This window comes from Nonomuraea maheshkhaliensis (assembly GCF_039529435.1).
GTDB lineage: Bacteria > Actinomycetota > Actinomycetes > Streptosporangiales > Streptosporangiaceae > Nonomuraea > Nonomuraea maheshkhaliensis.
In genome coordinates, this window is sequence record NZ_BAAAMU010000002.1 from 112,374 (window position 1) to 135,110 (window position 22,737).

The 22,737-nt window shown below is 69.8% G+C and carries 19 protein-coding genes; 10 read left to right on the forward strand and 9 right to left on the reverse strand.

Annotated elements, in window-relative coordinates; all coding sequences use genetic code 11:
* Positions 1-269 precede the first annotated feature (269 nt).
* Positions 270-3,017 (reverse strand): aconitate hydratase AcnA, encoded by a 2,748-nt coding sequence (acnA, locus tag ABFX54_RS02275; protein WP_428834487.1) that lies wholly within the window; start codon positions 3,015-3,017, stop codon positions 270-272.
* A 138-nt stretch (positions 3,018-3,155) separates the two neighbouring features.
* Positions 3,156-3,884 (reverse strand): metal-dependent hydrolase, encoded by a 729-nt coding sequence (locus ABFX54_RS02280; protein ID WP_346101171.1) that lies wholly within the window; start codon positions 3,882-3,884, stop codon positions 3,156-3,158.
* A 310-nt stretch (positions 3,885-4,194) separates the two neighbouring features.
* On the opposite strand from ABFX54_RS02280, the gene ABFX54_RS02285 reads away from it, so the two are divergent.
* The 9 genes from ABFX54_RS02285 to ABFX54_RS02325 all read left to right on the forward strand — a co-directional run bounded on the left by ABFX54_RS02285 (position 4,195) and on the right by ABFX54_RS02325 (position 14,697).
* On the forward strand, positions 4,195-4,932 hold the full coding sequence (locus tag ABFX54_RS02285) for a PadR family transcriptional regulator (RefSeq protein WP_346101172.1): 738 nt from the start codon (positions 4,195-4,197) through the stop codon (positions 4,930-4,932).
* A 31-nt stretch (positions 4,933-4,963) separates the two neighbouring features.
* A complete protein-coding gene (locus ABFX54_RS02290) occupies positions 4,964-5,503 on the forward strand; it encodes a DUF1707 SHOCT-like domain-containing protein (RefSeq protein ID WP_346101173.1) in 540 nt (179 codons plus the stop codon).
* Between the two features lie 89 nt (positions 5,504-5,592).
* Positions 5,593-6,273: a DUF6879 family protein gene (locus ABFX54_RS02295; protein ID WP_346101174.1), complete on the forward strand. Its 681-nt coding sequence runs from the start codon at positions 5,593-5,595 to the stop codon at positions 6,271-6,273.
* A gap of 170 nt (positions 6,274-6,443) precedes the next feature.
* Positions 6,444-7,499: a sugar ABC transporter substrate-binding protein gene (locus tag ABFX54_RS02300; protein WP_346101175.1), complete on the forward strand. Its 1,056-nt coding sequence runs from the start codon at positions 6,444-6,446 to the stop codon at positions 7,497-7,499.
* On the forward strand, positions 7,499-9,052 hold the full coding sequence (locus ABFX54_RS02305) for a sugar ABC transporter ATP-binding protein (protein WP_346101176.1): 1,554 nt from the start codon (positions 7,499-7,501) through the stop codon (positions 9,050-9,052). The genes ABFX54_RS02300 and ABFX54_RS02305 overlap by 1 nt, the downstream gene beginning before the upstream one ends.
* The gene (locus ABFX54_RS02310; protein ID WP_346101177.1) at positions 9,049-10,014 is read left to right on the forward strand and encodes an ABC transporter permease; all 966 of its coding nucleotides are present in this window, start codon (positions 9,049-9,051) and stop codon (positions 10,012-10,014) included. Before ABFX54_RS02305 ends, ABFX54_RS02310 begins: the two co-directional genes overlap by 4 nt.
* Entirely contained in the window at positions 10,011-10,916 is a 906-nt protein-coding gene (locus tag ABFX54_RS02315; RefSeq protein WP_346101178.1) for an LLM class flavin-dependent oxidoreductase, read from the forward strand. Before ABFX54_RS02310 ends, ABFX54_RS02315 begins: the two co-directional genes overlap by 4 nt.
* Positions 10,913-12,958, forward strand: a complete 2,046-nt coding sequence (locus ABFX54_RS02320) for a hydantoinase/oxoprolinase family protein (protein WP_346101179.1) — start codon at positions 10,913-10,915, stop codon at positions 12,956-12,958. Before ABFX54_RS02315 ends, ABFX54_RS02320 begins: the two co-directional genes overlap by 4 nt.
* A complete protein-coding gene (locus ABFX54_RS02325) occupies positions 12,955-14,697 on the forward strand; it encodes a hydantoinase B/oxoprolinase family protein (RefSeq protein ID WP_346101180.1) in 1,743 nt (580 codons plus the stop codon). Before ABFX54_RS02320 ends, ABFX54_RS02325 begins: the two co-directional genes overlap by 4 nt.
* Before the next feature lie 54 nt (positions 14,698-14,751).
* Here ABFX54_RS02325 and ABFX54_RS02330 read toward each other — a convergent pair whose 3' ends face one another.
* The 5 genes from ABFX54_RS02330 to ABFX54_RS02350 all read right to left on the reverse strand — a co-directional run bounded on the left by ABFX54_RS02330 (position 14,752) and on the right by ABFX54_RS02350 (position 20,289).
* On the reverse strand, positions 14,752-15,630 hold the full coding sequence (locus tag ABFX54_RS02330) for an ABC transporter ATP-binding protein (RefSeq protein ID WP_346101181.1): 879 nt from the start codon (positions 15,628-15,630) through the stop codon (positions 14,752-14,754).
* The gene (locus ABFX54_RS02335) at positions 15,630-16,571 is read right to left on the reverse strand and encodes an ABC transporter ATP-binding protein (protein WP_346101182.1); all 942 of its coding nucleotides are present in this window, start codon (positions 16,569-16,571) and stop codon (positions 15,630-15,632) included. The genes ABFX54_RS02330 and ABFX54_RS02335 overlap by 1 nt, the downstream gene beginning before the upstream one ends.
* Positions 16,568-17,452, reverse strand: a complete 885-nt coding sequence (locus tag ABFX54_RS02340; RefSeq protein ID WP_346101183.1) for an ABC transporter permease — start codon at positions 17,450-17,452, stop codon at positions 16,568-16,570. Before ABFX54_RS02340 ends, ABFX54_RS02335 begins: the two co-directional genes overlap by 4 nt.
* Positions 17,449-18,444: an ABC transporter permease gene (locus ABFX54_RS02345; RefSeq protein ID WP_346101184.1), complete on the reverse strand. Its 996-nt coding sequence runs from the start codon at positions 18,442-18,444 to the stop codon at positions 17,449-17,451. The genes ABFX54_RS02340 and ABFX54_RS02345 overlap by 4 nt, the downstream gene beginning before the upstream one ends.
* 90 nt (positions 18,445-18,534) lie before the next feature.
* On the reverse strand, positions 18,535-20,289 hold the full coding sequence (locus ABFX54_RS02350) for an ABC transporter substrate-binding protein (protein WP_346101185.1): 1,755 nt from the start codon (positions 20,287-20,289) through the stop codon (positions 18,535-18,537).
* Positions 20,290-20,674: 385 nt separating this feature from the next.
* Between ABFX54_RS02350 and ABFX54_RS02355 the strand changes: the two genes are divergently transcribed.
* On the forward strand, positions 20,675-21,139 hold the full coding sequence (locus tag ABFX54_RS02355) for a lamin tail domain-containing protein (RefSeq protein WP_346101186.1): 465 nt from the start codon (positions 20,675-20,677) through the stop codon (positions 21,137-21,139).
* Between the two features lie 111 nt (positions 21,140-21,250).
* Here the strand turns inward: ABFX54_RS02355 and ABFX54_RS02360 are convergent, their stop codons facing one another.
* Together ABFX54_RS02360 and ABFX54_RS02365 are read right to left on the reverse strand one after the other, a co-directional pair.
* Complete coding sequence (locus ABFX54_RS02360; protein ID WP_346101187.1) at positions 21,251-21,943, reverse strand: carbonic anhydrase; 693 nt, start codon at positions 21,941-21,943, stop codon at positions 21,251-21,253.
* An 86-nt stretch (positions 21,944-22,029) separates the two neighbouring features.
* Complete coding sequence (locus ABFX54_RS02365) at positions 22,030-22,605, reverse strand: hypothetical protein (protein ID WP_346101188.1); 576 nt, start codon at positions 22,603-22,605, stop codon at positions 22,030-22,032.
* Positions 22,606-22,737 lie beyond the last annotated feature (132 nt).

Here is a 22,737-nt window from a genome sequence, read left to right on the forward strand (position 1 = left end):
GGCCGCTCGTGGGCGCGTCTGACGGCCGTACCGGGCGCCGGGGTGCCGGGAGGGCTTCCGCGCACCCCACGCGCGGCTGAGAGACACCTGTGCGACGCCGTACGCGACGAGAAAGCCGCCCCGCGGGGGTTGCCCACGGAGCGGCTCTCAGGTGTCGGGTGTTCCCCCGATACGGGCGCGTGAGGATCACGCCCAACCCCCAGCACGCAGGCCAAGGGCTTCCGGCTCCCGCCCGGCTCATGACCGGGCGGGAGCGAGGAAGACTCAGGTCACTTGGCGAGCAGCGAGCGCAGGACGTACTGCATGATGCCGCCGTGCCGGTAGTAGTCGGCCTCGCCGGGGGTGTCGATGCGGACGACCGCGTCGAACTCGACGTCGCCCGCCCTGACGTGCACCGTGCGCGGGATGCCGCCCTGGTTGAGCTCCTCGACGCCGGTGATGTCGAACGTCTCCTCGCCCGTCAGCCCCAGCGACTCGGCCGAGCCGCCCTCGGGGAACTGCAGCGGCAGCACGCCCATGCCGATCAGGTTGGAGCGGTGGATGCGCTCGTAGGACTCGGCGATGACCGCGCGCACGCCGAGCAGCGCCGTGCCCTTGGCCGCCCAGTCGCGCGAGGAGCCGGAGCCGTATTCCTTGCCCGCCAGCACCACCAGCGGGGTGCCGGCCGCGGCGTAGTTGACGGAGGCGTCGTAGATGAACGACACCGGCGCGTCGGGCTGGGTGAAGTCGCGGGTGTAGCCGCCCTCGGTGCCGGGCGCGATCTGGTTGCGCAGGCGGATGTTGGCGAACGTGCCCCTGATCATCACCTCGTGGTTGCCGCGCCGCGAGCCGTAGGAGTTGAAGTCCTTGACCTCGACGCCGTTGGCGCGCAGGTAGTCGGCGGCGGGGGTGCCGGGCTTGATGGAGCCGGCCGGGGAGATGTGGTCGGTGGTGACCGAGTCGCCGACCTTGACCAGGACGCGGGCGCCGGAGATGTCGGACACCGGCTCCGGCTTCTCCGGCATGCCGTCGAAGTAGGGGGCCTTGCGCACGTAGGTGGAGTCGGGGTCCCACTCGAAGGTGTCGCCGGTCGGGATCGGCAGCGAGCGCCAGTGGTCGTCGCCCTTGAACACGTCGGCGTAGTCGCGCTCGAACATGTCGCGGCCGATCGAGGAGTTGACCACCGCCGCGATCTCCTCGGGCGAGGGCCAGATGTCGCGCAGGTAGACGGGCTCGCCGTCGGCGCCGAGGCCGAGCGGCTCGGTGTCGAGGTCGAGGTCCATGGTGCCGGCCAGCGCGTACGCCACGACGAGCGGCGGCGAGGCCAGGTAGTTCATCTTGACGTCGGGGTTGATCCGGCCCTCGAAGTTGCGGTTGCCGGACAGCACCGCGGTGACCGCGAGGTCGTTGGCCTGGATGGCGTCGGAGATCTCCGGCAGCAGCGGGCCGGAGTTGCCGATGCAGGTGGTGCAGCCGTAGCCGACGAGGTTGAAGCCGATCTTGTCGAGGTACGGCTGGAGGCCGGAGCGCTCGAAGTAGCCGGTGACGACCTGCGAGCCGGGGGCGAGCGAGGTCTTGACCCACGGCTTGCGGTTGAGCCCCTTGTCGACGGCGTTGCGGGCGAGCAGGGCCGCGCCGAGCATGACGTAGGGGTTGGAGGTGTTGGTGCAGGAGGTGATCGCGGCGATGGAGACGATGCCGTGGTCGATCTCGAACGTGGTGCCGTCGGCCAGCGTGACGGGGACCGGCTTGTGCGGCCGGCCGCCGTTGGCGGTGGCGTTGGAGGCGGGCGCGTCGGAGGCGGGGAAGCTCTCCTCGACGGCCTCGTCGACGCCGTCGCTCACGTAGTTCTCGACGTCGTGGCGCCAGGCCCGCTTGGCGTCGGACAGCGCGATGCGGTCCTGCGGGCGCTTGGGGCCGGCGATCGACGGGACGACGGTGGCCAGGTCGAGCTCGATGTACTCGGAGAACACCGGCTCGGGCGAGGACGGGTCGAGCCAGAGGCCCTGCTCCTTGGCATAGGCCTCGACGAGGGCGATCTGCTCCTCGGAACGGCCGGTCAGGCGCAGGTAGTCGACGGTCTGGCCGTCGATCGGGAAGATCGCGCAGGTGGAGCCGAACTCGGGGCTCATGTTGCCGATCGTGGCCCGGTCGGCCAGCGGCACGGAGGAGACGCCCTCGCCGTAGAACTCGACGAACTTGCCGACCACGCCGTGCTTGCGCAGGATCTCGGTGATCGTCAGCACCAGGTCGGTGGCGGTGGCCCCGGCGGGCAGCTTGCCGCTGAGCTTGAAGCCGACCACGCGCGGGATGAGCATGGAGATCGGCTGGCCGAGCATCGCGGCCTCGGCCTCGATGCCGCCGACGCCCCAGCCGAGCACGCCGATGCCGTTCTCCATCGTGGTGTGGGAGTCGGTGCCGACGCAGGTGTCGGGGTAGGCCCTGGTGACGCCGTCGGCGTCGCGGGTCATGACCACGCGGGCCAGGTGCTCGATGTTGACCTGGTGCACGATGCCGGTGCCGGGCGGGACGACCTTGAACTCGTCGAAGGCGGTCTGGCCCCAGCGCAGGAACTGGTAGCGCTCGCGGTTGCGCTCGTATTCGCGCTCGACGTTGCGCTGGAAGGCGTCGGGGTGGCCGAAGTAGTCGACGATGACCGAGTGGTCGATGACCATCTCGGCCGGCGCCAGCGGGTTGATGCGGGCGGCGTCGCCGCCGAGGTCGCGCACGGCCTCGCGCATGGTGGCCAGGTCGACCACGCAGGGCACGCCGGTGAAGTCCTGCATGATGACGCGGCCGGGCGTGAACTGGATCTCCACGCTGGGCGCCGCCTTGGGGTCCCAGCCGCTCAGCGCACGGATGTGGTCGGCCGTGACGTTGGCGCCGTCCTCGGTGCGGAGAAGGTTTTCCAGCAGGATCTTCAGGCTGTACGGGAGGCGTGCGGCGCCTTCTACGGCATTCAGCCGGAAGATCTCGTATGCCGCGTCGCCGACGCGTAGCGTGTCACGGCTGCCGAAGCTGTTCGCGGACACGGTGATTCGCCTCCTCCATCAGACATGTGTTCAAACAGAATCCTGCCGCACTCCCTGACCGAGCAGGACGTTAGGTAAACCTAACTCACAGGTGGCGGCGGATCTCTCGACGTCAAGATATCTCTAGAGTATCTCGACATCAAGTTAAACGGGCGCCAGCCGCCAGAAGAGCAGTCCGATGATCGCCACGGACAGGATCGGGGCCAGGATCTTCTGCTCGAACGTCCGGCCCGTCTTGATGCCGATCTTCCACGGCAGCACGAACTTGGCCCCGAGCGGCCAGAGCACCGGACAGCCCCGCTCGGTCATGCAGTCGCCGACCACATGGATGAGGCAGCCGACCCCCACCGCCAGCCCCAGCCAGGCGTAACCCACGTCGAGGGAGCGGAAGACGGCGTAGAGCCCGGCGGTCATGCCGATGTTGATCATGGCGGACCCCATCTTGTTGCCCGGGATCCCCACACCGACCGCGCGCAGGGCCAGGCCGATGAGCAGCACGACCATGATGTCGCGGCCTAAGGGATAAGCGTCGGCCAGGAAGTGCGCGCCGACCCCGATCGCCACCGCGAAGAGCAGCGAGTGGGTGGCCCCGCGATGGCCGCCGGACAGCCAGGACACCACCTTGCTGAGCGCCCATGTCACGGGCCCGAACGTCTGCGCGATCGTCGCGCTCGGATGGTCGAGGTCGGGCAGCATCGCGGCGCCCGCGCAGATGATCGCCCCGGCGATCAGCTCGGCGGGACTGAGCGCGGTGGCCATGATCCCGGTTTCGATGAATCGTGACGACTCGTTGACCAGTGGCAGAGCGGCGAGAGGCGGAGCCAGCCCCAGCCAGGCGATGGCCCCGGTCATCGCGTGAGAGTGCCCCATCATGATCGGGACTGTACGGCAAAGAACCGCTTGACGCGCCGCGGCGGGCCGGAACGCTCCACGGCCGACAGGGGAATGTCGCGCAAACGCAGACGAGGTCGTCTCCGCGGCGACAGCACCCCCCAGCCCTGCCGACGCGGAACGACCTCGTCTGCTCTACACAACGAGCGTCTCCCCAATCCTGTTCCCGGATTCCGCAACTTTTTCGTGATCTGGCTCACGTCCGCAGCTCGCTTGCGAACGACATAGTATCGATATATCGTTGACGCATCGAGAACAGATCGCGATATGGGAGGAAGTAATGGTTCACAACATGACAGCAGGGTCACCTTGGCCCGGCGCACATGACTACAAGCGCGCGGCCCGCGAGGCGTTCCGGGCCATGGCCGATGCCTTCGAGCAGGTCGGCGGCCACCACCACGGCGGCCCCCACGAGCGGCGCCAGCGCGGCAGGAGGGGCGGGCCCGGCCCGTTCGACTTCGGGCGCGGAGGTCCGTTCGGGCCAGGAGGCCCGTTCGGTCCCGGCGGTCCGTTCGGCCCGGGCGGCGGCCCGTGGGGCGGCGGCCACCGAGGCTGGGGCGGCAGGGGCCGCAAGGCCAAGCGGGGCGACGTGCGCGCCGCGATCCTGGCCCTGCTCTCCGAGCAGCCGCGCAACGGCTACCAGATCATCCAGGAGATCGCCGAGCGCAGCGAGGGCGGCTGGAAGCCCAGCCCCGGCGCCGTCTACCCGGCGCTGCAGCAGCTCACGGACGAGGGCCTGGTCGTCTCGGAGGAGAACGAGGGCCGCAAGACCTTCCGGCTGACCGACGAGGGCCGTACCTACATCGAGGCGCACGCCGACGAGGTCCGCGCTCCCTGGGACGAGATGCGTCCGGACATCGACGACAACACCGCTGATCTCTGGCATATCGCCCGACAGTCGGCATTCGCCATGATGCAGGTTCTTCAGACCGGAAACGACGCACAAATCCGCGAAGCGCGTAAGACTCTGGTAGAGACCCGGCGCAAGCTCTACCAGATCCTGGCCGACGGCGACCCGGGCGAGGAGTGAGCGACCGCTCGGGAGGACGAGGAGCCCAGGCATGGACAGCAGCGAACTCCGCATCGGCGACGCCGAGCGCGAGCAGACCATGGCCGCTCTGCGCGAGAACTTCGCGCAGGGCCGCCTGACCCACGAGGAGCTCGACGAGCGCCTCGACCGGACGCTGGCCGCCAAGACGGCCCGCGACCTGGCCCAGGTGACGGCCGACCTGCCGGGTCAGCAGCCCGCCTACCGCGAGCAGGCCTCACCGTACGCGCCGCCGGCCGACCCGTACGGCATGGGCGACTGGCGGGCGGCGATGCACGCCCACCGGAACCAGATGCGGGCCGTGCACCACGACCACCGCGAGATGCACCGCGCCGCCCGGCAGGCCTGGCGCGACGGGATGCGCATGCATGGCCCGATGCGGGGGCCCATGAGAAGAGGGTACGGACCCCATCCCCTGGTGCCCGTGCTCTTCGTCCTCATGGTCCTCGGGCTGATCTTCGGCGGCTTCGGGGTGTTCAAGGCGCTGCTGGTGGTGTGGCTGGGGGCGCTGCTGTTCTCCCTGGTGCGCCGCCGTTTCCACCACCGCGGCTGACGGCCGCGCCCCGGTCGTTTTGGGCCTTGACCCGGTCAGAGGCTCACCTGATGATCTGGGCGGGTCTTCGACGCTAAGGGGAAATCCGCATGACCGAGCAGGGCACTCCGGTCCGCCAGACGAATCCGTTCGCCGCCGTCGCCGACGCCGACGGCCTCGTCCTGGACGTTCCGGAGTACCAGGCCTGGTTCGAACACGACCACGCGGCCTGCACGGAGCCGATGTGGAAGCTGGAGCGCGCGCAGGTCTTCTACGAGCCCGACGTGGCGAGCTGGCGGGCGATGATGGACGGCGACTGGGGGCGGTCGCTGGCGCTGATCGATCGGGTGGCCGGGCCGCTGGCCGACTATTTCCGGCACCGCCAGCCGGTCAGGCGGGTGCGGGTGGTCGAGTCACCCATCACCGCCTACCTGCAGTGGGAGATGCACATCCTGGCGTTACGGGCCCGCGCGGGCTCCCCCTGCCGGACGGTGCCGGCCGAGCGCGTCGCCGCCCTCGACCCCCTGCCCGAGCTGGTGATCTTCTCTCCGTCCCTCATGTACGAGGTCCTCTACGACCAGCACGGCGGAGGCAGGGGCGGCCGGCGGATCACCGACACGGAGGTCGTCGGCCCCTGCCTGCGGGCGGTGCGGGCGCTCTTCGACGAGGGCGAGGAGGTGGGCGCCTTCCACGAGCGCGAGGTCGTGCCGCTCCCGCCGCCGGTGATCACCGACGAGATGCGGGCCGCGCTGCCCGCCTACGCGCACCGTACCGAGGAGTTCAGGGTCTGACCGCACGACGCCGATGAGGGGGCGCTCCCGCAAGGAGCGCCCCCTCATCGGCGTCGACACGATTCTGCCAAGGGTGCATCCGTTGACCCAGATGTTGCAGTGTGACATTGTACTGCTTCAAGACAGCTTGTCACCTGCGGAAACATACGCACCATGAGATAGAGGTGCCTGTGAAATCACTGTCCATCCCCCGCCGGAGGCCGGCCATCGCCGCCGCCGCGCTCCTGAGCCTCGCTCTCGCGGGCTGCAACTCCGACGTCTCCCAGGTCTACTCCTCCAGCGCCCCGCCCAGCGGCAAGACGGGCCCGGTGCGCATCGCCCTGCTCGCCTCCTCCAGCCAGAACGGCTTCAACAAGGCCGTCTACGACGGCGCCGTGGCCAGGGCCAAGGAGTACGGCGACGTCGAGGTGACCGTCTTCGACGGCAAGTTCGACAGCCAGACCCAGTTCAACCAGGTCCAGAACGTCGCCAGTCAGGGCACCTACGACGGCATCGTGCTGGTGCCCAACGACAACGTCGGCATCGCGGCGGCGATCCCGGCCGCGGCCCAGGCCAAGATCCCGGTCGCCACCACGCTCTTCCCCGTCGGCCCCAAGCTGACCGAGCTGAAGCCGCAGGTCGAGGGCATCGTCTCCACGGTCGCGGCGAACACGGAGGAGAACTCCAAGAAGCTCGCGGAAGGCGTGGTGAAGTACTGCGAGGGCAAGGACCCGTGCCGGGTCGCGATCCTCATCGGCCAGCTCCAGTTCCCGTTCGACAACCTGCGCAACAAGGCGTACCGGTCGGTCCTGGACGGGCACGCCAACATCAAGGTCGTGGCCACGGGCCAGGGCAACTACGACCGCGACACCTCGCTCAAGGCCATGCAGAACATCCTCCAGGCCAACCCCAAGCTCGACGTGCTGCTGTCCAACGCCGACCAGCAGACCATCGGCGCGCAGGTCGCGCTGGAGAGCGCCGGCGTCGACCTGAGCAAGATGTACGTCACGGGCGGCGGCGGCAACCAGGAGGCCATCAAGCAGGTCCGCGCCGGCAAGTGGGCGGCCGACCAGGTCGACTTCCCCAACAGCATGGGCAAGGCCGCGCTTGAGCAGGTGGTGAACGCGGTGCGCGGCAAACCGGTCACGCCGGTCATCGACGCCAACACGCTGGGCCCCGTACCGGTGATCGTCACCAAGGAGATCCTGGGCGAGCACCCCGACTTCCAGGGCGAGTGGGCCGATTGATGCGGGGCGCGACCCCGGCGGTCACCGTACGCGACCTGTCCGTCCGCTTCGGCTCCACGCAGGCGCTCGACTCGGTGTCGCTGTCCCTCGCCGAGGGCGAGGTGCACGGCCTGGTCGGCGAGAACGGCGCCGGCAAGTCCACGCTCGGCAAGGTCATCGGCGGGCTCTACCAGCCGGACTCCGGCGAGCTTGAGGTGTTCGGCCGCCCGGTGCACCGCTGGGACACCAGGCGGGCGCAGGACGCCGGGTTGGTGATCATCGCCCAGGAGCTGTGCCTGGTCCCCGCCCTGACCGTGGCGGAGAACGTGTTCCTCGGCCGGGAGAGCCGCACGTTCGGCGTCCTGCACGCGGACCTGCGCGCCCGCTACCGGAAGCTGGAGGAGCTCTGCGGCTTCGGGCTCCCGCCCGACGCGCCGGTCGAGACGCTGCCGATCGCCGATCAGCAGAAGGTCGAGATCATGCGGGCCCTGGCCCGCGAGGCGCGGGTCATCGTGATGGACGAGCCGACGTCGTCGCTGACCGCCGACGAGAGCGAGCGCCTGCACGAGATCATGCGCTGGCTGCGCGAGCGCGGCACGACCGTCGTCTACGTCACCCACTTCCTGGACGACGTGCTCGGCAACTGCGACCGCGTCACGGTCATGCGGGACGGCCGGGTGATCAGGACGGCCCAGGCCGCGCGGGAGACCAAGGCGGGCCTGGTCGAGGCCATGCTCGGCGAGCCCGTCGACATGCTGCTGCCCGACCTGCCCGAAGCGCCGCCGCCGGAGACGGAGCCGGTGGCCGAGATGCGCGACGTGCGCGGCGCCGCCCTCAGGGGCGTGTCCCTGCGGGTCCGCCCCGGCGAGATCGTCGGCCTGGCCGGGCTGGTCGGAAGCGGGCGTACGGAGATCGCCCGGGCGCTGTTCGGCGGCGACCGGATCGAGTCGGGGCAGGTGCTGTTCCGCGGCGAGCCGGTCACGGACGCCTCGCCCCGGGCGTCGATCGCCCGCGGCATGGCCATGATCCCCGAGGACCGCCGCGCCCAGGGACTGGTGCTACCGCGCCCGGTCCTGGAGAACGTCACCCTGCCGCACCTGGGCCGCTTCACCCGCGCCGGGGTGCTGTCACGCCGGACCGAACGCGCCGCCGTGCGCGAGCTGGTCGAACGCCTCGGCGTCCGCCCGGCCGCGCTCGACGGCGACATCTCGGTCTACTCCGGCGGCAACCAGCAGAAGGTGCTGTTCGCCAAATGGCTGCTCGGCCGCCCGGAGTTCCTCATCCTCGACGAGCCCACGAGGGGCGTGGACGTGGGCGCCAAGTCCCGCATCTACCAGCTCATCGTGGAGATCGCCGCGGCCGGCACCGGCATCCTGCTCATCTCCTCCGAGCTGGAGGAGGTGGTCGGCCTCAGCCACCGGGTGCACCTCGTCCGCGGCGGCGCGGTCGTCGGCGAGGTGGCGGGGCCGGGCACGTCCGTGGACGAGATCCTGCAGCGCCTCTTCGAGGTCGAGCAGCCCCAGCCCCGGCAGTCGCCGACCGCCGGCGAAACGGAAACCGGAGGAAGGCCATGACCGCCACCGCATCGGCGCGAGCGGGATCCGGCGTCAACGTGCCGGCCCTGGTCCGCCACCACGCCGTCCTGATCATGCTCGTGGCGCTGTTCGTGGTGCTGAGCGTCTCGACGTCGTCGTTCCTCACACTCACGAACCTGCTCAACATCCTCAACCAGAACGCCCCGCTGGCGATCATCGCGGTGGCCGGGACGCTGGTCGTCATCTGCGGCGGCTTCGACCTGTCCACCGGGGCGATCTTCAGCGTCGCGAACGTGGTGGCCGCCTGGGTGGCGCTGCGCCTGAACAGCCCCGTGCTCGGCCTGATCGCCGCGCCGCTGGCCGGCGCCGCGCTGGGCCTGGTGAACGGGGTGGCGATCACCAGGCTGCGGATCCACTCGTTCCTGGCGACGCTGGCCTCCAGCCTCGTGTACGCCGGGCTGGCGGTGCTGATCACCGGCGGGTTCCTGATCAGCGTCCAGGCCACCGGGTTCACCGCGCTCGGGCGCGGCGGGATCGGCCCGGTCTACTACGCGATCGTCATCCTGGCGCTCTTCGCCCTGCTGTCAGGATTTCTGCTGAATCGCACTGCTTTCGGGAGGTACGTCCTGTCCGTCGGTGGCAACGCCGAAGCCGCCGAGCTGTCCGGCATCCGGGTGAACCGGATCAAGCTCTACACGTTCCTCTACAGCGGCCTGGCCGCCGGCATCGCGGCCGCCATCGGGGTGTCGCGGATCGGCACCGGACAGCCGCAGGCGGGCGACGGCATGCAACTGCTGGCCATCGCGGCGGTCATCCTCGGCGGCACCAGCATCTACGGCGGCGTCGGCGCGATCTGGCGCTCGGTCTGCGGCGTGTACCTGCTGGCGCTGATCGACAACGGGTTCGACATCCTCAACGCGAACCCGTTCTTCAAGGACCTGACGACCGGCGTGGTCATCCTGGCCGCGGTCGCGCTCAGCGTGGCGAGCAAACGCCGATGATCGAGCTGTCGGTCCTGGTGCTGCCCGACCGCGATCCCGCCGCCTTCGTGGCCGACGTACGGGCCGCGGAGGCGCTGGGCGTGCGCACCGTGTGGACCTACGACCATCTGACCTGGACCCCGCTGAAGGACCGGCCCTGGCACGCGGCCGTGCCGATGCTGGCGGCGGCGGCCGTGTCCACCTCCCGGGTACGCCTGGGCACGCAGGTGGCCACGCCCAACTACCGCCATCCGGTCACGTTCGCCAAGGAGATCATGACCCTCGACCACCTGAGCGGCGGCCGGCTGGAGATCGGCGTCGGGGCCGGCGCGGAGGGCGCGGACGCCGCCGTGCTCGGCGACCCGCCGCGATCGCCGCCGGAGCGGGCCGAGCGCTTCGCGGAGTGGCTCGGCCTGCTCGACCACCTGCTCACCCACGACGTCAGCACCGTGCACGGGCCGCGCTACAGCGCCGTCGAGGCCCGCCAGATCCCCGGCTGCCTCCAGCGCCCGCGCGTGCCCCTGACCGTGGCCGCGACCGGGCCCCGCGCGATGGCGCTGGCCGCCAGGCACGGCCAGTCCTGGGTGACCTACGGCGCCTACCGCCGGCGGGACGAGGCGGAGGACTGGTTCGCCGCGTTGGAGAAACAGGGGCGCGGGCTGGACGCGGCGCTCGACGCCGCCGGCCGGCCGCGGTCGGCGCCGCGCCGGATCGCACAGGTGGCGCTGGACATGACCTGGCCCTTCGAGAGCCCTGGCCGCTACGCCGACTTCACCGGCCGGTTGCGCGACACGGGCTTCCACGAGCTCACCCTGCACTGGCCGCGACCGGACGACGCGAGGGGGATGCCGTCCGGCGCTCTGGACCTCGTCGCGGCCACGCACCAATCATCCAGAAGGCCATCGAGGAAGGCGGAACGATGAGCAGGCTTGCGATCGACGTCGGCGGCACCTTCACCGACGTGGTGGAGCTGAACCCCGACACGGGCGCGCTCAGCTTCGGCAAGGTCCCCACCACGCCGGACGCGCCGGCCCGGGGCGTCATGGACGCCTTCGGCCTGGCCGAGTCCGGCACGCCGGCCATCACGATGTTCACGCACGGCACCACGCTGGGACTGAACGCGCTGCTCACCAGGACGGGAGCGCGCACCGCCGTCATCGGGACGAGGGGGTTCCGTGACGTCTACCTGCTCGGGCGCACCGACCGCAGGACCAATTATGACATCACCTACCGCAAGCCGCCCGCGCTGCTCGACCGGTACGACACCTTCGAGGTGCGCGAGCGGTGCCGGTTCGACGGGAGCGTGCACACGCCGTTCGACGACGAGGACGCCCGCCGGGTGGCCACGATCGTGGCGGAACGCGGGTACGGCTCGGTCGCGGTGGCGTTCCTGCACTCGTACGCGAACCCTGAGCACGAGCTGCGCATGCGCGAGGTGCTGGCCGAGGTCGCGCCCGGCGTGGCGGTCACGCTGTCGCACGAGCTGTCCAGGGAGTACCGCGAGTACGAGCGGACCAGCACCGCCGTGCTGGACGCGTACGTCAAGCCGATCGTGCACCGCTACCTGCGCGAGCTGGAGGGCGAGCTGGAAGGCGGCGGCTTCCGGGGCCGGTTCCTGATGACCCGCTCCGGCGGCGGCGCGATGACCGCGCAGGCGGCCCGCGAGCAGCCGGTGAGCCTCATCCTGTCCGGCCCGGCGGGCGGCGTGATCGGCGCGGCGGCGCTGTCGAGACTGCTGGACGAGCCCAACCTGATCACCATCGACATGGGCGGCACCAGCCTCGACGCCTCGCTGATCCTCGACCACGAACCTGTCCTCTACCAGGGCGCGGAGTTCGAGGGGCTGCCGATCAACACCCCGTCGCTCTACATCCACACCATCGGCGCCGGCGGCGGCTCCATCGCCTGGCTGGACGAGGCGGACGCGCTGCAGGTCGGCCCGCAGAGCGCGGGCGCGGCGCCGGGACCGGCCTCGTACGGCAGGGGCGGCACCGCGCCCACGTTCACCGACGCCGCCCTCGTGCTGGGCCACCTCGGCTCGGACAGCCCGCTGGGCGGCAAGCTCGCCCTGGACCGCGAGCTGGCCGACAAGGCGCTGCAGCCCATCGCCACCCGGCTCGGCCTGGCCCCCGAGGCGCTGGCCCGCGGCGTCGTGCAGATCTCCACCATGAAGATCATGGGCGCCGTCCGCGCGATCACGGTGGAGCTCGGGCGCGACCCGAAGGACTTCGCGCTGCTGTCCTTCGGCGGCGGAGGCGGCCTGGTGGCCGTCGAGGTCGCCAGGGAGCTGGGCATCTCGACCGTGATCGTGCCGCCGGGGCAGGGCGCGTTCTCCGCGTTCGGCATGCTGCTGGCGGACGTGCAGCACGACTTCGCCCGCACCGCCGTCACACCGCTGGCCGCGCTCGACGAGGCCGCCGCCGGCGCCGTCTACCGGGAGATGGAGGCGGCGGCGGTCGAGCAACTGGAGTCGGAGGGCTTCGGGCCGGACCGGCGCGCGCTGGCGCGCACGCTCGACGTGCGCTACCAGGGGCAGGAGCACTCGGTCACGGTCGCCTTCCCCGACGACCCGGCCACCTTCGCCGCCGCCGTGGAGTCCGCCTTCGCCGAGCTGCACGAGCGGCAGTACGGCCACACGATGGACGACCCGGTCGAGGTCACGACCCTGCGGCTGCGCGCCACCGGCACGGTCGATAAGCCCGAGCTCCCGACCGTGGCGGAGCGCACCTCCGGCGGGCCGCGGCCGGCCGGGACCCGCCCGGTCTACCTCTCACCGGACGAGCCGGCCGTCGAATACCGCGTCTACACGCGCGAGGAACTGCTGGCGGGCGACCGCGTCGCCGGACCCGCCGTGATCACCGAGCACACGGCCACGTCCGTCATCCACGCCGGCGACAGCCTGAGCGTCGGCCGCTACGGCGAACTGGTCATTTCCGTCAGCGACCGGACCGGGGGACAACAGTGAGCGAAACGACCACCACCGACTCGATCACCACGGACTCGATCACGACCGAGATCATCCGGCACGGCCTGCTCGCCGCCGCCGACGAGATGGCCCGCAACCTGTGCCGCACCGCGTACAACACGGTGGTGTACGAGATCCACGACTACGGCATCGGCATCCACGACGCCCAGGGTGACGTGGTGGCCGACGCGCCGGGCATCGCGGTGTTCACCCGCGGCAACGACCACGGCATCAAGCGGGCGGTCGAGTTCCTCGGCCGCGACGCGCTGGAGCCCGGCGACGTCTTCATCCTCAACTATCCGTACTGGGCCTCGGCCCACACCCTGGACCCGCTGGTCTTCGCGCCCATCCACCACGAGGACGAGCTGATCGGGTTCGCCTCCTGCCGGATCCACGTGCTGGACCTGAAGCAGAAGGACCCGGGATACGTCCTGGACTCCACCGACATGTACCAGGAGGGCCTGTTCTTCCCGTGCTCGAGGCTCTACCGGCGCGGGGTGCAGAACGACGACGTGTTCAACATCGTCCGGTTCAACAGCCGGATGCCCGAGCGCACCATCGGCGACATCCAGGCGCAGGTCTCCGCGTGCGTGACCGGAGTGCGCCGCACCCAGCAGATCGCCGCCAAGTACGGCGCCGGCGTGCTGAGCGCCGCGATGGACGCCATCAACGACCACGGTGAGCGGCTGGCCCGGCTGGCCCTGGCCAAGCTGCCGAAGGGCACCTGGACCGCGCACGACTTCGTGGACAGCGACGGCGTGGACGCCGACCGCCTGATCAGGATGAACGTCACCGTGACCATCGGCGACGACGAGATGGTGATCGACTGGACCGGCAGCGAGCGCGACGTCAAGGGCCCGATCAACCTGCCCGTCGGCCAGACCGAGGCGTTCTGCAGCCTCGTCTTCAAGGCGCTGACCACGCCGGACACCCCGGTCGTCGCGGGCAACTTCCGGCCGCTGCGGGTGGTCACCGAGCCAGGGTCGGTGATGCACGCCGTGCCGCCGATGCCGACGTTCACGCTGTGGACCGGGCTGCTCGGCGGCGAGGTCGTGCTGAAGGCGCTGGCCCAGGGCATGCCGGACCGCGTGCCCGCCTGCTCGGGCGGCGACGTGTGCTCGATGATGGGCCTCGGCGTCAACCCGCGCACCGGCGAGGCGTGGCTGGAGGCCACCAACGAGGCCGTCGGCTTCGGCGGGCACGCGGGCGGCGACGGCGAGGACGGCATCATGCACCTGTCGGAGCCCGGCTGCCGCAACAACCCGGTGGAGGTGCTGGAGACCAAGTCGCCGATGTTCATCGAGTCGTACGGCTACCGCCCCGACAGCAGCGGCCCCGGCCGGCACCGGGGTGGCGTCGGCGTCGGCCGTACGTACCGCTTCACCGCCCCCTCGACCGGCATCTGCCTGGTCTACAAGACCAGGACCAGGCCGTGGGCCATCGGCGACGGGATGCCCGGCGAGAGCAACCACGTCATCCTCAACCCCGGCACCGGCCGCGAGGTGGTGCAGGGCGGCAGCTACAACCGGCTGGAGGCGGACGAGGTGCTGGTCAACAACGCCGGCGGCGGGGGCGGGTACGGCGACCCGTTCGAGCGCGAGCCGGGCCGGGTGGCCGCGGACGTCCGCAACGGGTTCGTCAGCGTGGCGGGCGCGGCCCGCGACTACGGCGTGGCGGTGGACCCGGACACGTTCGAGGTGGACGCGGAGGCCACCGGACGGCTGCGCGCCGGCCGCTGAGGGCGCGCGCGTAAGGCGGGCCGGACGCCGGGAACCTCCCGGCGACCGGCCTCCTCAGCAGGTGTCCAGCCGGGCACAGGCCACGAAGTGGCCAGGTTCGGCCTCGGCCAGGCCGCCCGCGCCGCCGCCCCGCTCGTGGTAGAGGCAGGTCTCCACGGGCACGGCGTCGTCCCAGGTCTCGTGCAGGCGCGGCACCGCCGACAGCAGCTCGCGCGTGTACGGGTGCAGCGGGTCGCCGAAGACGCGCTCGGTCGGCCCCATCTCCACCACGCTCCCCCGCCGCAGCACCACCGTGCGCTCGGCGAGGTAGTTGCCGAGTGACAGGTCGTGCGTGATGTAGAGCACGCTCAGACCCCTGATCTTCAGCTCGGCGAGCAGGTTGAGCACGTCGATCCGGGTGGAGGCGTCGAGCATGCTGGTGATCTCGTCGGCGACCAGCAGCTTGATGTCCAGCAGCAGCGCGCGGGCGATGAGCAGCCGCTGGAGCTGGCCGCCGCTGAGCTGGTGCGGATACTTGCCGAGCACCTGCCCGGGGTTGAGGCGCACGTCGCGCAGCGACTCCTCGACCTTGGCCGTCCACTCCGGCCCGGAGACGGACGGGTAGTACGCCTCCTTGATCATGGTGAACACCCGGTCGGCCTTGAAGACGGGGTTGAAGGAGCTGAACGGGTCCTGGAAGATGCCCTGGACCCGCCGGTAGTACTCCTTGCCCGCCCGCACCGGCAGCCCGTCGAAGGTGATGGAGCCGCTGGTGACCGGGTTCAGGCCGAGGATCATCCGGCCGATGGTGCTCTTGCCGCTGCCGCTCTCGCCGATCAGGGAGACGACCTCGCCGGGGACGACCTCGAAGCTCACCCCCTGCACGGCCGCGACGCTCTTGCCGCCGAAGGCGCCGATCCGGAACTCCTTGGTGACGTCGTCGAGTCTCAGCATCAGGCCTTCCAGCAGGCTACGTGGTGGTCGGGGGCGAGCTCGGCCACCGGCGGCTCCTGCGCGCACTCCTCGCCCGCGATCGGGCAGCGGTCGCGGAACCGGCAGCCCGTGGGCGGGTCGAGCAACGACGGCGGGCTGCCGGCGATGCCTTCGAGCCTGCGCTCGGCGTAGCGGACGCCGACCTCGGGCAGGGAGTCGAGCAGCAGCCGCGTGTACGGGTGCCGCGGCGCCTTGACGATCACGTCGGCCGGGGCCTTCTCGGCGAGCTTGCCCGCGTACATGACCATGATCGTGTCGGCGATGTGGTGGGTGAGCGCGATGTCGTGGGTGACGAAGATCATGCTCTTGACGTAGCCGCTGTCGCGGAAGCCGAGCAGGGCGCGGGCCACGGCCTTCTGCGTGGAGACGTCGAGCGCGGAGGTGACCTCGTCGGCGATCAACAGGGACGGGTCGAGCAGGGTGGAGATGACCATCACCATGCGCTGCTTCATGCCGCCCGACAGCTCGATCGGGTAGCGGTCGAGCACCTCGCGGGGCAGGTCGACCTGGTCCATCCGGCGCTCCAGCTCGGCCGTGTCCAGGGTGGTGCCCCGGGATCTGAGCAGCTCGGTGACCATCCTGCGGATCTTGCGGGTGGGGTTGAGCGCGCTCATGGCGTACTGCGGGATGAGGGACACCTCGCGGAAGCGGAAGTCGTTCATCCGGCGGTCGTCGTCGATCGGCAGCTCGTGGCCGTCGAGCGTGACCGTGCCGCCGACGCGGCGCATGCGCCCGTCCATCCGGATGAGCGACTTGCCCAGCGTGCTCTTGCCGCAGCCGGACTCGCCGACCAGGCCGAGTATCTCGCCGTCGCCGAGTTCGAAGGTCATGCCGTCGAGGGCGCGCACATCCCCCTTGAGCGTCCTGTAGTACACCCTCAGCTCGCTGACCTGCAGACTCATGTCTCCCTCAGTTTCGGGTTGAAGACCTCGTCGAGCCCGACGTTGGCCACGTACAGGGCGCCCACGATGGCGGTGATGGCCGCTCCCGGCGGCACGAACCACCACCACATGCCGAGCTGGAGCGCGCTCCACTGGTTGGCGTTCTGCAACATCAGGCCGAGCGAGACCCCCTCGGTGGGTCCGAGGCCGATGAAGTCCAGCGAGGAGGCGATGAGCACGGATCCGCCGAACAGCAGGATGAACGTCATGAACAGGTAGGAGCTCATGTTCGGCGCGATCTCCCTGGCGATGATCTTGCCGGTGCCGGAGCCGCTCATCCTGGCCAGATCCACGAACTCGCGCGTACGCAGCGAGAACGTCTGCGCCCTGATCGCCCGCGCCGCCCACGGCCACTGCGTCAGCCCGATGAACAGGCCCTGCACGGCCACGCTGCGGATGCCCAGGTAGGCGTTGATGATCAGCAGCACGGCCAGCGTCGGGATGACCAGGATGACGTTGGTCAGCATGTTGAGCACCTCGTCCACGATCCCGCCGCGGTAGCCGGCCACGAAGCCGACGGACATGCCGATGACCGCCGCGATGCCGCCGCCGATCACGCCCACCACGAACGTGCTGCGCAGCCCGTGCACGAACTGCAGGAACACGTCCTGGCCGAACGTGGTCGTGCCGAACCAGTGCTCGCCCGACGGCGGGCTCATGGGCCGGGTGCCGTAGTCGTTGGGCACCCCCTCGAACAGCAGCGGGCCGAACAGGCCGAGCAACAGCAGCACGAGCACGATCCCGAACCCGGCCATCAGCTTGCCGTTGCGCACCGCGAAGTAGAGCGCCTCGCGGCGCACGCCCGCCGGCTCGCGCGGGGCGACTTCCTGGATCGTCGTCATGCCTGCGCACCCGCCATTCCCGCCCTGGTACGCGGATCGACCACGACGTAGACGATGTCGATGATGAAGTTGGCGATCAGCACGCCGAGCACGATGAACAGGAACGTGCCCTGCAGCAGGAAGAAGTCCTTGTTCTGGATGGCCTTCAGGATCAAGCTGCCGAGACCCGGATAGGCGAAGACGATCTCGGTGACCAGCGCCCCGGCCACCAGCACGCCCAGTTGCAGAGCCAGCCCGGTGATCTGGGGCAGGACGGCGTTGCGGAAGGCGTACCTGCGGATGAGCCTGGTGGGCGCGCCGAGCGCGGACAGGTAGCTGGAGTAGTCCGACTCCAGCTCATAGATGATCATGTTCCGCATGCCGATGGCCCAGCCGCCCAGCGCCACCAGGAACAGCGACAGGAACGGCAGCGCCCAGTGGTGCAGCAGGTCGAGCACGAACGTCCACGACCAGTTGGGCCGCATCGAGAAGCTGTAGCCGCCGGCCACCGGGAACCAGCCGAGCAGCACCCCGAACCCCCAGGCCAGCAGCACGGCCAGCCACATGTACGGCATCGCGGTCAGCACGTAGCCCACCGGCAGGACGGTGTTGTCGAGCAGCTTGCGGCGGGCGGCGTAGGCGCCGAACTGGTTGCCCACCACCCAGCTCAGCAGCACCGAGGGGACGATCAGCGCCAGTGTGTACGGCACCGCCTGGGTGATCACGTCGGCGACCGGCGTCGGGAAGAGCCAGATGCTGATCCCGAAGTCGCCCTGCGCGAGCGCGCCCCAGAAGTTGACGTACTGCTGCCACAGCGGCTGGTCCAGGCCGAACAGGTTGCTGTAGTAGGCCCGCATGGCCTCGACGGCCTGGGCGTTGGTGACGTTGGCCCGCGCGACCATGCTGGCGATCGGGTCGCCCGGCATGAAGCGCGGGATCATCCAGTTGACCGTGACGGCGACGAAGAAGGTCAGCCCATAGATGAGGAGTTTTCTACCGAAATAACGACGCACGTGTTCTTAGTCTCCGGGAGGGGCCCTCCGCCCCGGATCCCAGTGGCAGGTCTCGGGGCGGAGGGCCGGAGGATTCGTCCGGTCAGGTCGTCACGAGCCGGAGGGCTGCAGCTGGGTGAGCGTCTCGAAACCGCCCAGTTCCAGCCAGTTGCGCCACATCACGGCACCGGTCTTGGGCGCGCCGCCCGCGGCGGACGGCCAGTTCTTCCACACGCTGGTGCTGGACTGGGCCCACAGGCCGTTGTACCAGAGCGGGATGATCGGCATGTCGTCCAGATGGATCTGCTGGAGCTCCGAGATGATCTTCTGCATCCCCGCGGTGTCGTCGGTCTTGACCTGGTCGAGCTGCTCGACCAGCTCCCATGCCTTCTTGTTCTCGTAGCGGGCGAAGTTGACCGTGTTCTGCTGCTTCTGGATCGGCAGCTGGAACATGTACTCGTAGTACGTGTACGGCGAGTTCGACAGCTGCCGCTCGTTGTTGATGAGCAGGTCGAAGTCGCCCTTGGCCCGCCGCTCGACCAGGGCGTTGAAGTCGGGGAAGTCGGGCGTGATCTGGATGCCCACCGTCTTGGCGCTGGCGGAGATCGACCGGGCCGACTCCATCCAGTCGGTCCAGCCGGACGGGACGATGAGGCTCAGGCTGATCTTGGAGCCGTCCTTGTTCTCGACGTACCCGTCGCCGTCGCCGTCCTTGTAACCCGCGTCCGCCAGCAGCTTCTTGGCCTTGGCCGCGTCGAAGGTGAAACCGGAGGAGGAGACCACGTTCTGGTCCACGTACTTGTCCCACTGGGGCAGCAGGCCGGTCGGGCTGGCGGCCTTGACCAGGTTGCCGTACACGCCTTCGACGATCTTCTTGACGTCCACGGAGGCGGCCAGCGCCTTGCGGAAGGCCGGGTCGTCCATCGGCTTCTTGGTGGTGTTGGGCACCAGCCAGGCGGTGTTGGCCGAGAGCATGTAGGGCGGCTCGTTGTAGTACGTGGTCAGCCCGAAGTTGCCCTGCACCAGGTTGGCCACGCCGGGCAGGAAGTTGTTGCTGAGGTCGAGCCCCTTCTGCAGCAGCATGCCCATCGCGACCTCGTTGCTCGGGGTGGCGATGTCGACGATGTAGCGCGGCTTGGGCTCCATGCCGAGCGCCGACTTGCCCCACCAGTCGTCGCGCCGCTGCAGCACCACGCGGTCCTGGTCCTTGCTGAGGAACTTGTACGAGCCCGTGCCCACCGGGTTCTCGTTGATGCCGTCGAGCACCTCCTTCTCCGAGCGGCCCTTCCAGACGTGCTCGGGGACGATCGAGCGGCTGTAGAGCATGAAGTCCCACTGCTGGTAGTTCGCCTTGGAGAAGGTGAACTTCACCGTCTGGTCGTCGGTGGCCTCGACCGATTTCAGCCAGTTCCACAGGTGGTGGTACGGGATCGTCTCCATCTTGCCGAGCTCGAAGGAGAAGGCGACGTCCTTGGCGGTGAACGGCTGGCCGTCGGACCACTTGATCCCGGGCCGGAGCTTGACCTCGTACGTGGTGTCGTCGGTCCAGGCGCCGCTCGCCGCCAGCCACGGGCTCAGCTTGGCCGCGGTGGTGTCGTAGTGGAACAGCGTCTCGTACACCAGGCCCTTCGTGCCGACGGCCGAGTCCCATTCCCTGATGGGGTTGAAGTTGGGCGGCGGCCCCCACTGCGTGCCCGTGGTGTAGAGCGTCTCGTTGCGCGGCAGCTGGTCGGGGTTGGCCACCGCGCCCTGGCTGCTCTGCGGCTGGGAGGCCGACGGGGTCGGCGTGGATCCGCCGCCGGTGCAGGCCGCGGCGAGCAGGCCCGCCGCCACGAGCGGAATCAAGATCCGAGCCCGGTTACGCATCGCTTCTCTCCTTCCTCCGCGCACGGCGCGAAGGTTCGCACGTCTGGCTAGACACCCCGATGGGACGACCTCCGCCGGGCCACCCTGGGAGCGCTCCCAAGACTGAGGCGAAAGCCGGTGAGCGATCATTTTCGGTAGATGAATGAGGACTGAGGGATCCGCTGAACCGGATAAGTACCGCGAACGTAAATTCCACGTGACCGCGCCGTCAAGAGCCGTGACGTTTTCGAGACATGCTCCGGCAAACGCTCTCAACGGCCGGGATCCCCTCTGTGCAGGCACGATGCGGAACGGCCCGATTGACCGGTTCAACCCTTGGCGATCTTGCCAACCACGCGAGGTAGTCCGTCGTCCTACTTCTGTCACATATGCCAGAAAGGACTCAATGGTGAGACTTGTCCCCACAGCGGTCGCCACGATCGTGGCGATGGCGACGCTCGGCACGGCGCCCGCCCAGGCCGCGGTCCCCCGGCTGAAGATCGCGAAGATCTTCTACGACTCCCCGGGAACCGACAGCCGCTCCAACAGCTCGCTGAACGCCGAGTACGTCACCCTGCTCAACACCACCAAGCGGGCTCTGAAGCTCAAGGGGTGGAGCGTACGGGACAAGACGGGTTACACCTACACGTTCATGGCCGGCGTCGTCCTGAAGGCCAGGAAACGGATCACCCTCCGCTCCGGCCGGGGCACGGACGCGAACGGCCCGGGCGGCCGCATCGTGCACTGGAACCGCGACCGGTACGTCTGGAACAACGACCAGGACACCGCCTACGTCCGCGACCCCAAGGGCAGGCTCGTCGACTCGTGCTCCTACAAGGCCAGCACCGGGTCCGCCTCCGTCGGCTGCTGACCGCCCCGCCGCCCGCAGGGCCCCCTGCGGGCGGGGGCCTCACGGCCTGTACTCACCCAGCGCGGCCGGACGACCCTCACAGGCCGACTCCGGCCACTTTCGCGAAAGCGGTCACACCAGCCGGGTGACCTTGCCGGTGTCGAGCGAGTAATACCCGCCCACGATCTTGAGCTTCCGGCCGGCGATGCGCGAGGCGAGCAGTTCGCCGGCCTTGAGGTCGGCCACGACCTTGGTGGTGTTGATCCGGATCATCCGGTCCACGTCCCCGCGGGCCTGCTCATAGGCCGGTCGCAGGTCGGTGACGATGCGTTGCAGGTGGCCGGGAAGCTTGGCGCCCTCCTTGAGTGCGTGGGCAGCGGCGGTGACCGCGCCGCAGCGCTGGTGGCCGAGCACCACGATCAGAGGTGCGTCCAGTTCGGCGGGGCCGTACTCGATGGCGCCGGCGACGAGGGGGTCTACGGTCTGGGCGGCGCTGCGTACGGTGAGGATGTCGCCGATCCCCGCGTCGAAGACGATTTCCGGGGGGACGCGGGAGTCGATGCAGGTGACGACCACCGCGTACGGTTCCTGCTTCCTTGCGACCTCCGCGCGCCGGCCGAGGTCCTGGTGGGGGCGGGTGGAGGCGTCGGCGGCCCAGCGCCGGTTGCCCTCGCGCAGCTTCGCCCACGCCTCGTCCGGGGTGGCGGGCCGGCGCACGGAGGGTCGTGCGAGGCCGCGCGCCGGCCCGCCGTCTAACAGGACCCCTCCGGCGGCCAGTCCCGTGGCGAGCAGTACCGCACGGCGGCCCATGATCTTCTGAGACATGGGATCCAGTATGCAGTACACCGCATGTGCTTTGACTGCCGGGGTGCCGTCCTTGTCAGGCACGGCAGGGACCTACCTCGTACCTGCTACTCGCACAGCGTGACGGTCTCGGCGTCGCACTTGTCGGTGCCGTCACCTCCGTTGGCGCTGTCCAGCCCGGCGGCCCCGATCAGGACGTCGTCCCCCGCGAGCCCCGCCAGGCGGTCGTCGCCGTCCTGGCCGGCGGCCAGGTCCACGGCCGTGCCGCCGGCGAAGGTGTCGGAGCCCGACCCGAGCGCCACCCGCGAGCGCAGCGTGGTCCGGTTCCTGACGTCGTCGTCGCCGTCCCCGGTGCTCACCGCGATGAGGGTGACGCCGGTGGCCGGGCAGGCCGACTGGTTCTTGCTGATCGCCACGCAGGGCGCGGCCGGGATGACCACGTCCCCGTTGTTCTGCACGATCAGCCGGTTCCCGAGCTGGGTGACCGTGATCTCGTCGGACGCGGCGCCGGAGACGACCTGCAGCAGGCTGCCCGACACGCTCACGTTGGTGGTGGCGTGGGCCGGCCCGGCCACCGCCATCAGCGCGGCGGCCAGCGCCGCCCCCGCGGTGAGCGCGCGCACCCCGTGCCGGCGCAGGACGGTGGCTCTGGAGCGGCGCTCTGTCCCCCGTGTCGTACTCATGTATCCCCCTCTGTCGGATGACAGGCCGCCGCGATCGGCGGCCGGAGACGAGTACAACGTGGAACGGGACCTGCCCTCAGTGCCGGACCGGACAGGCCGTCTGTGGCGTTTTACCTGTGCGGAGAAGGGTGG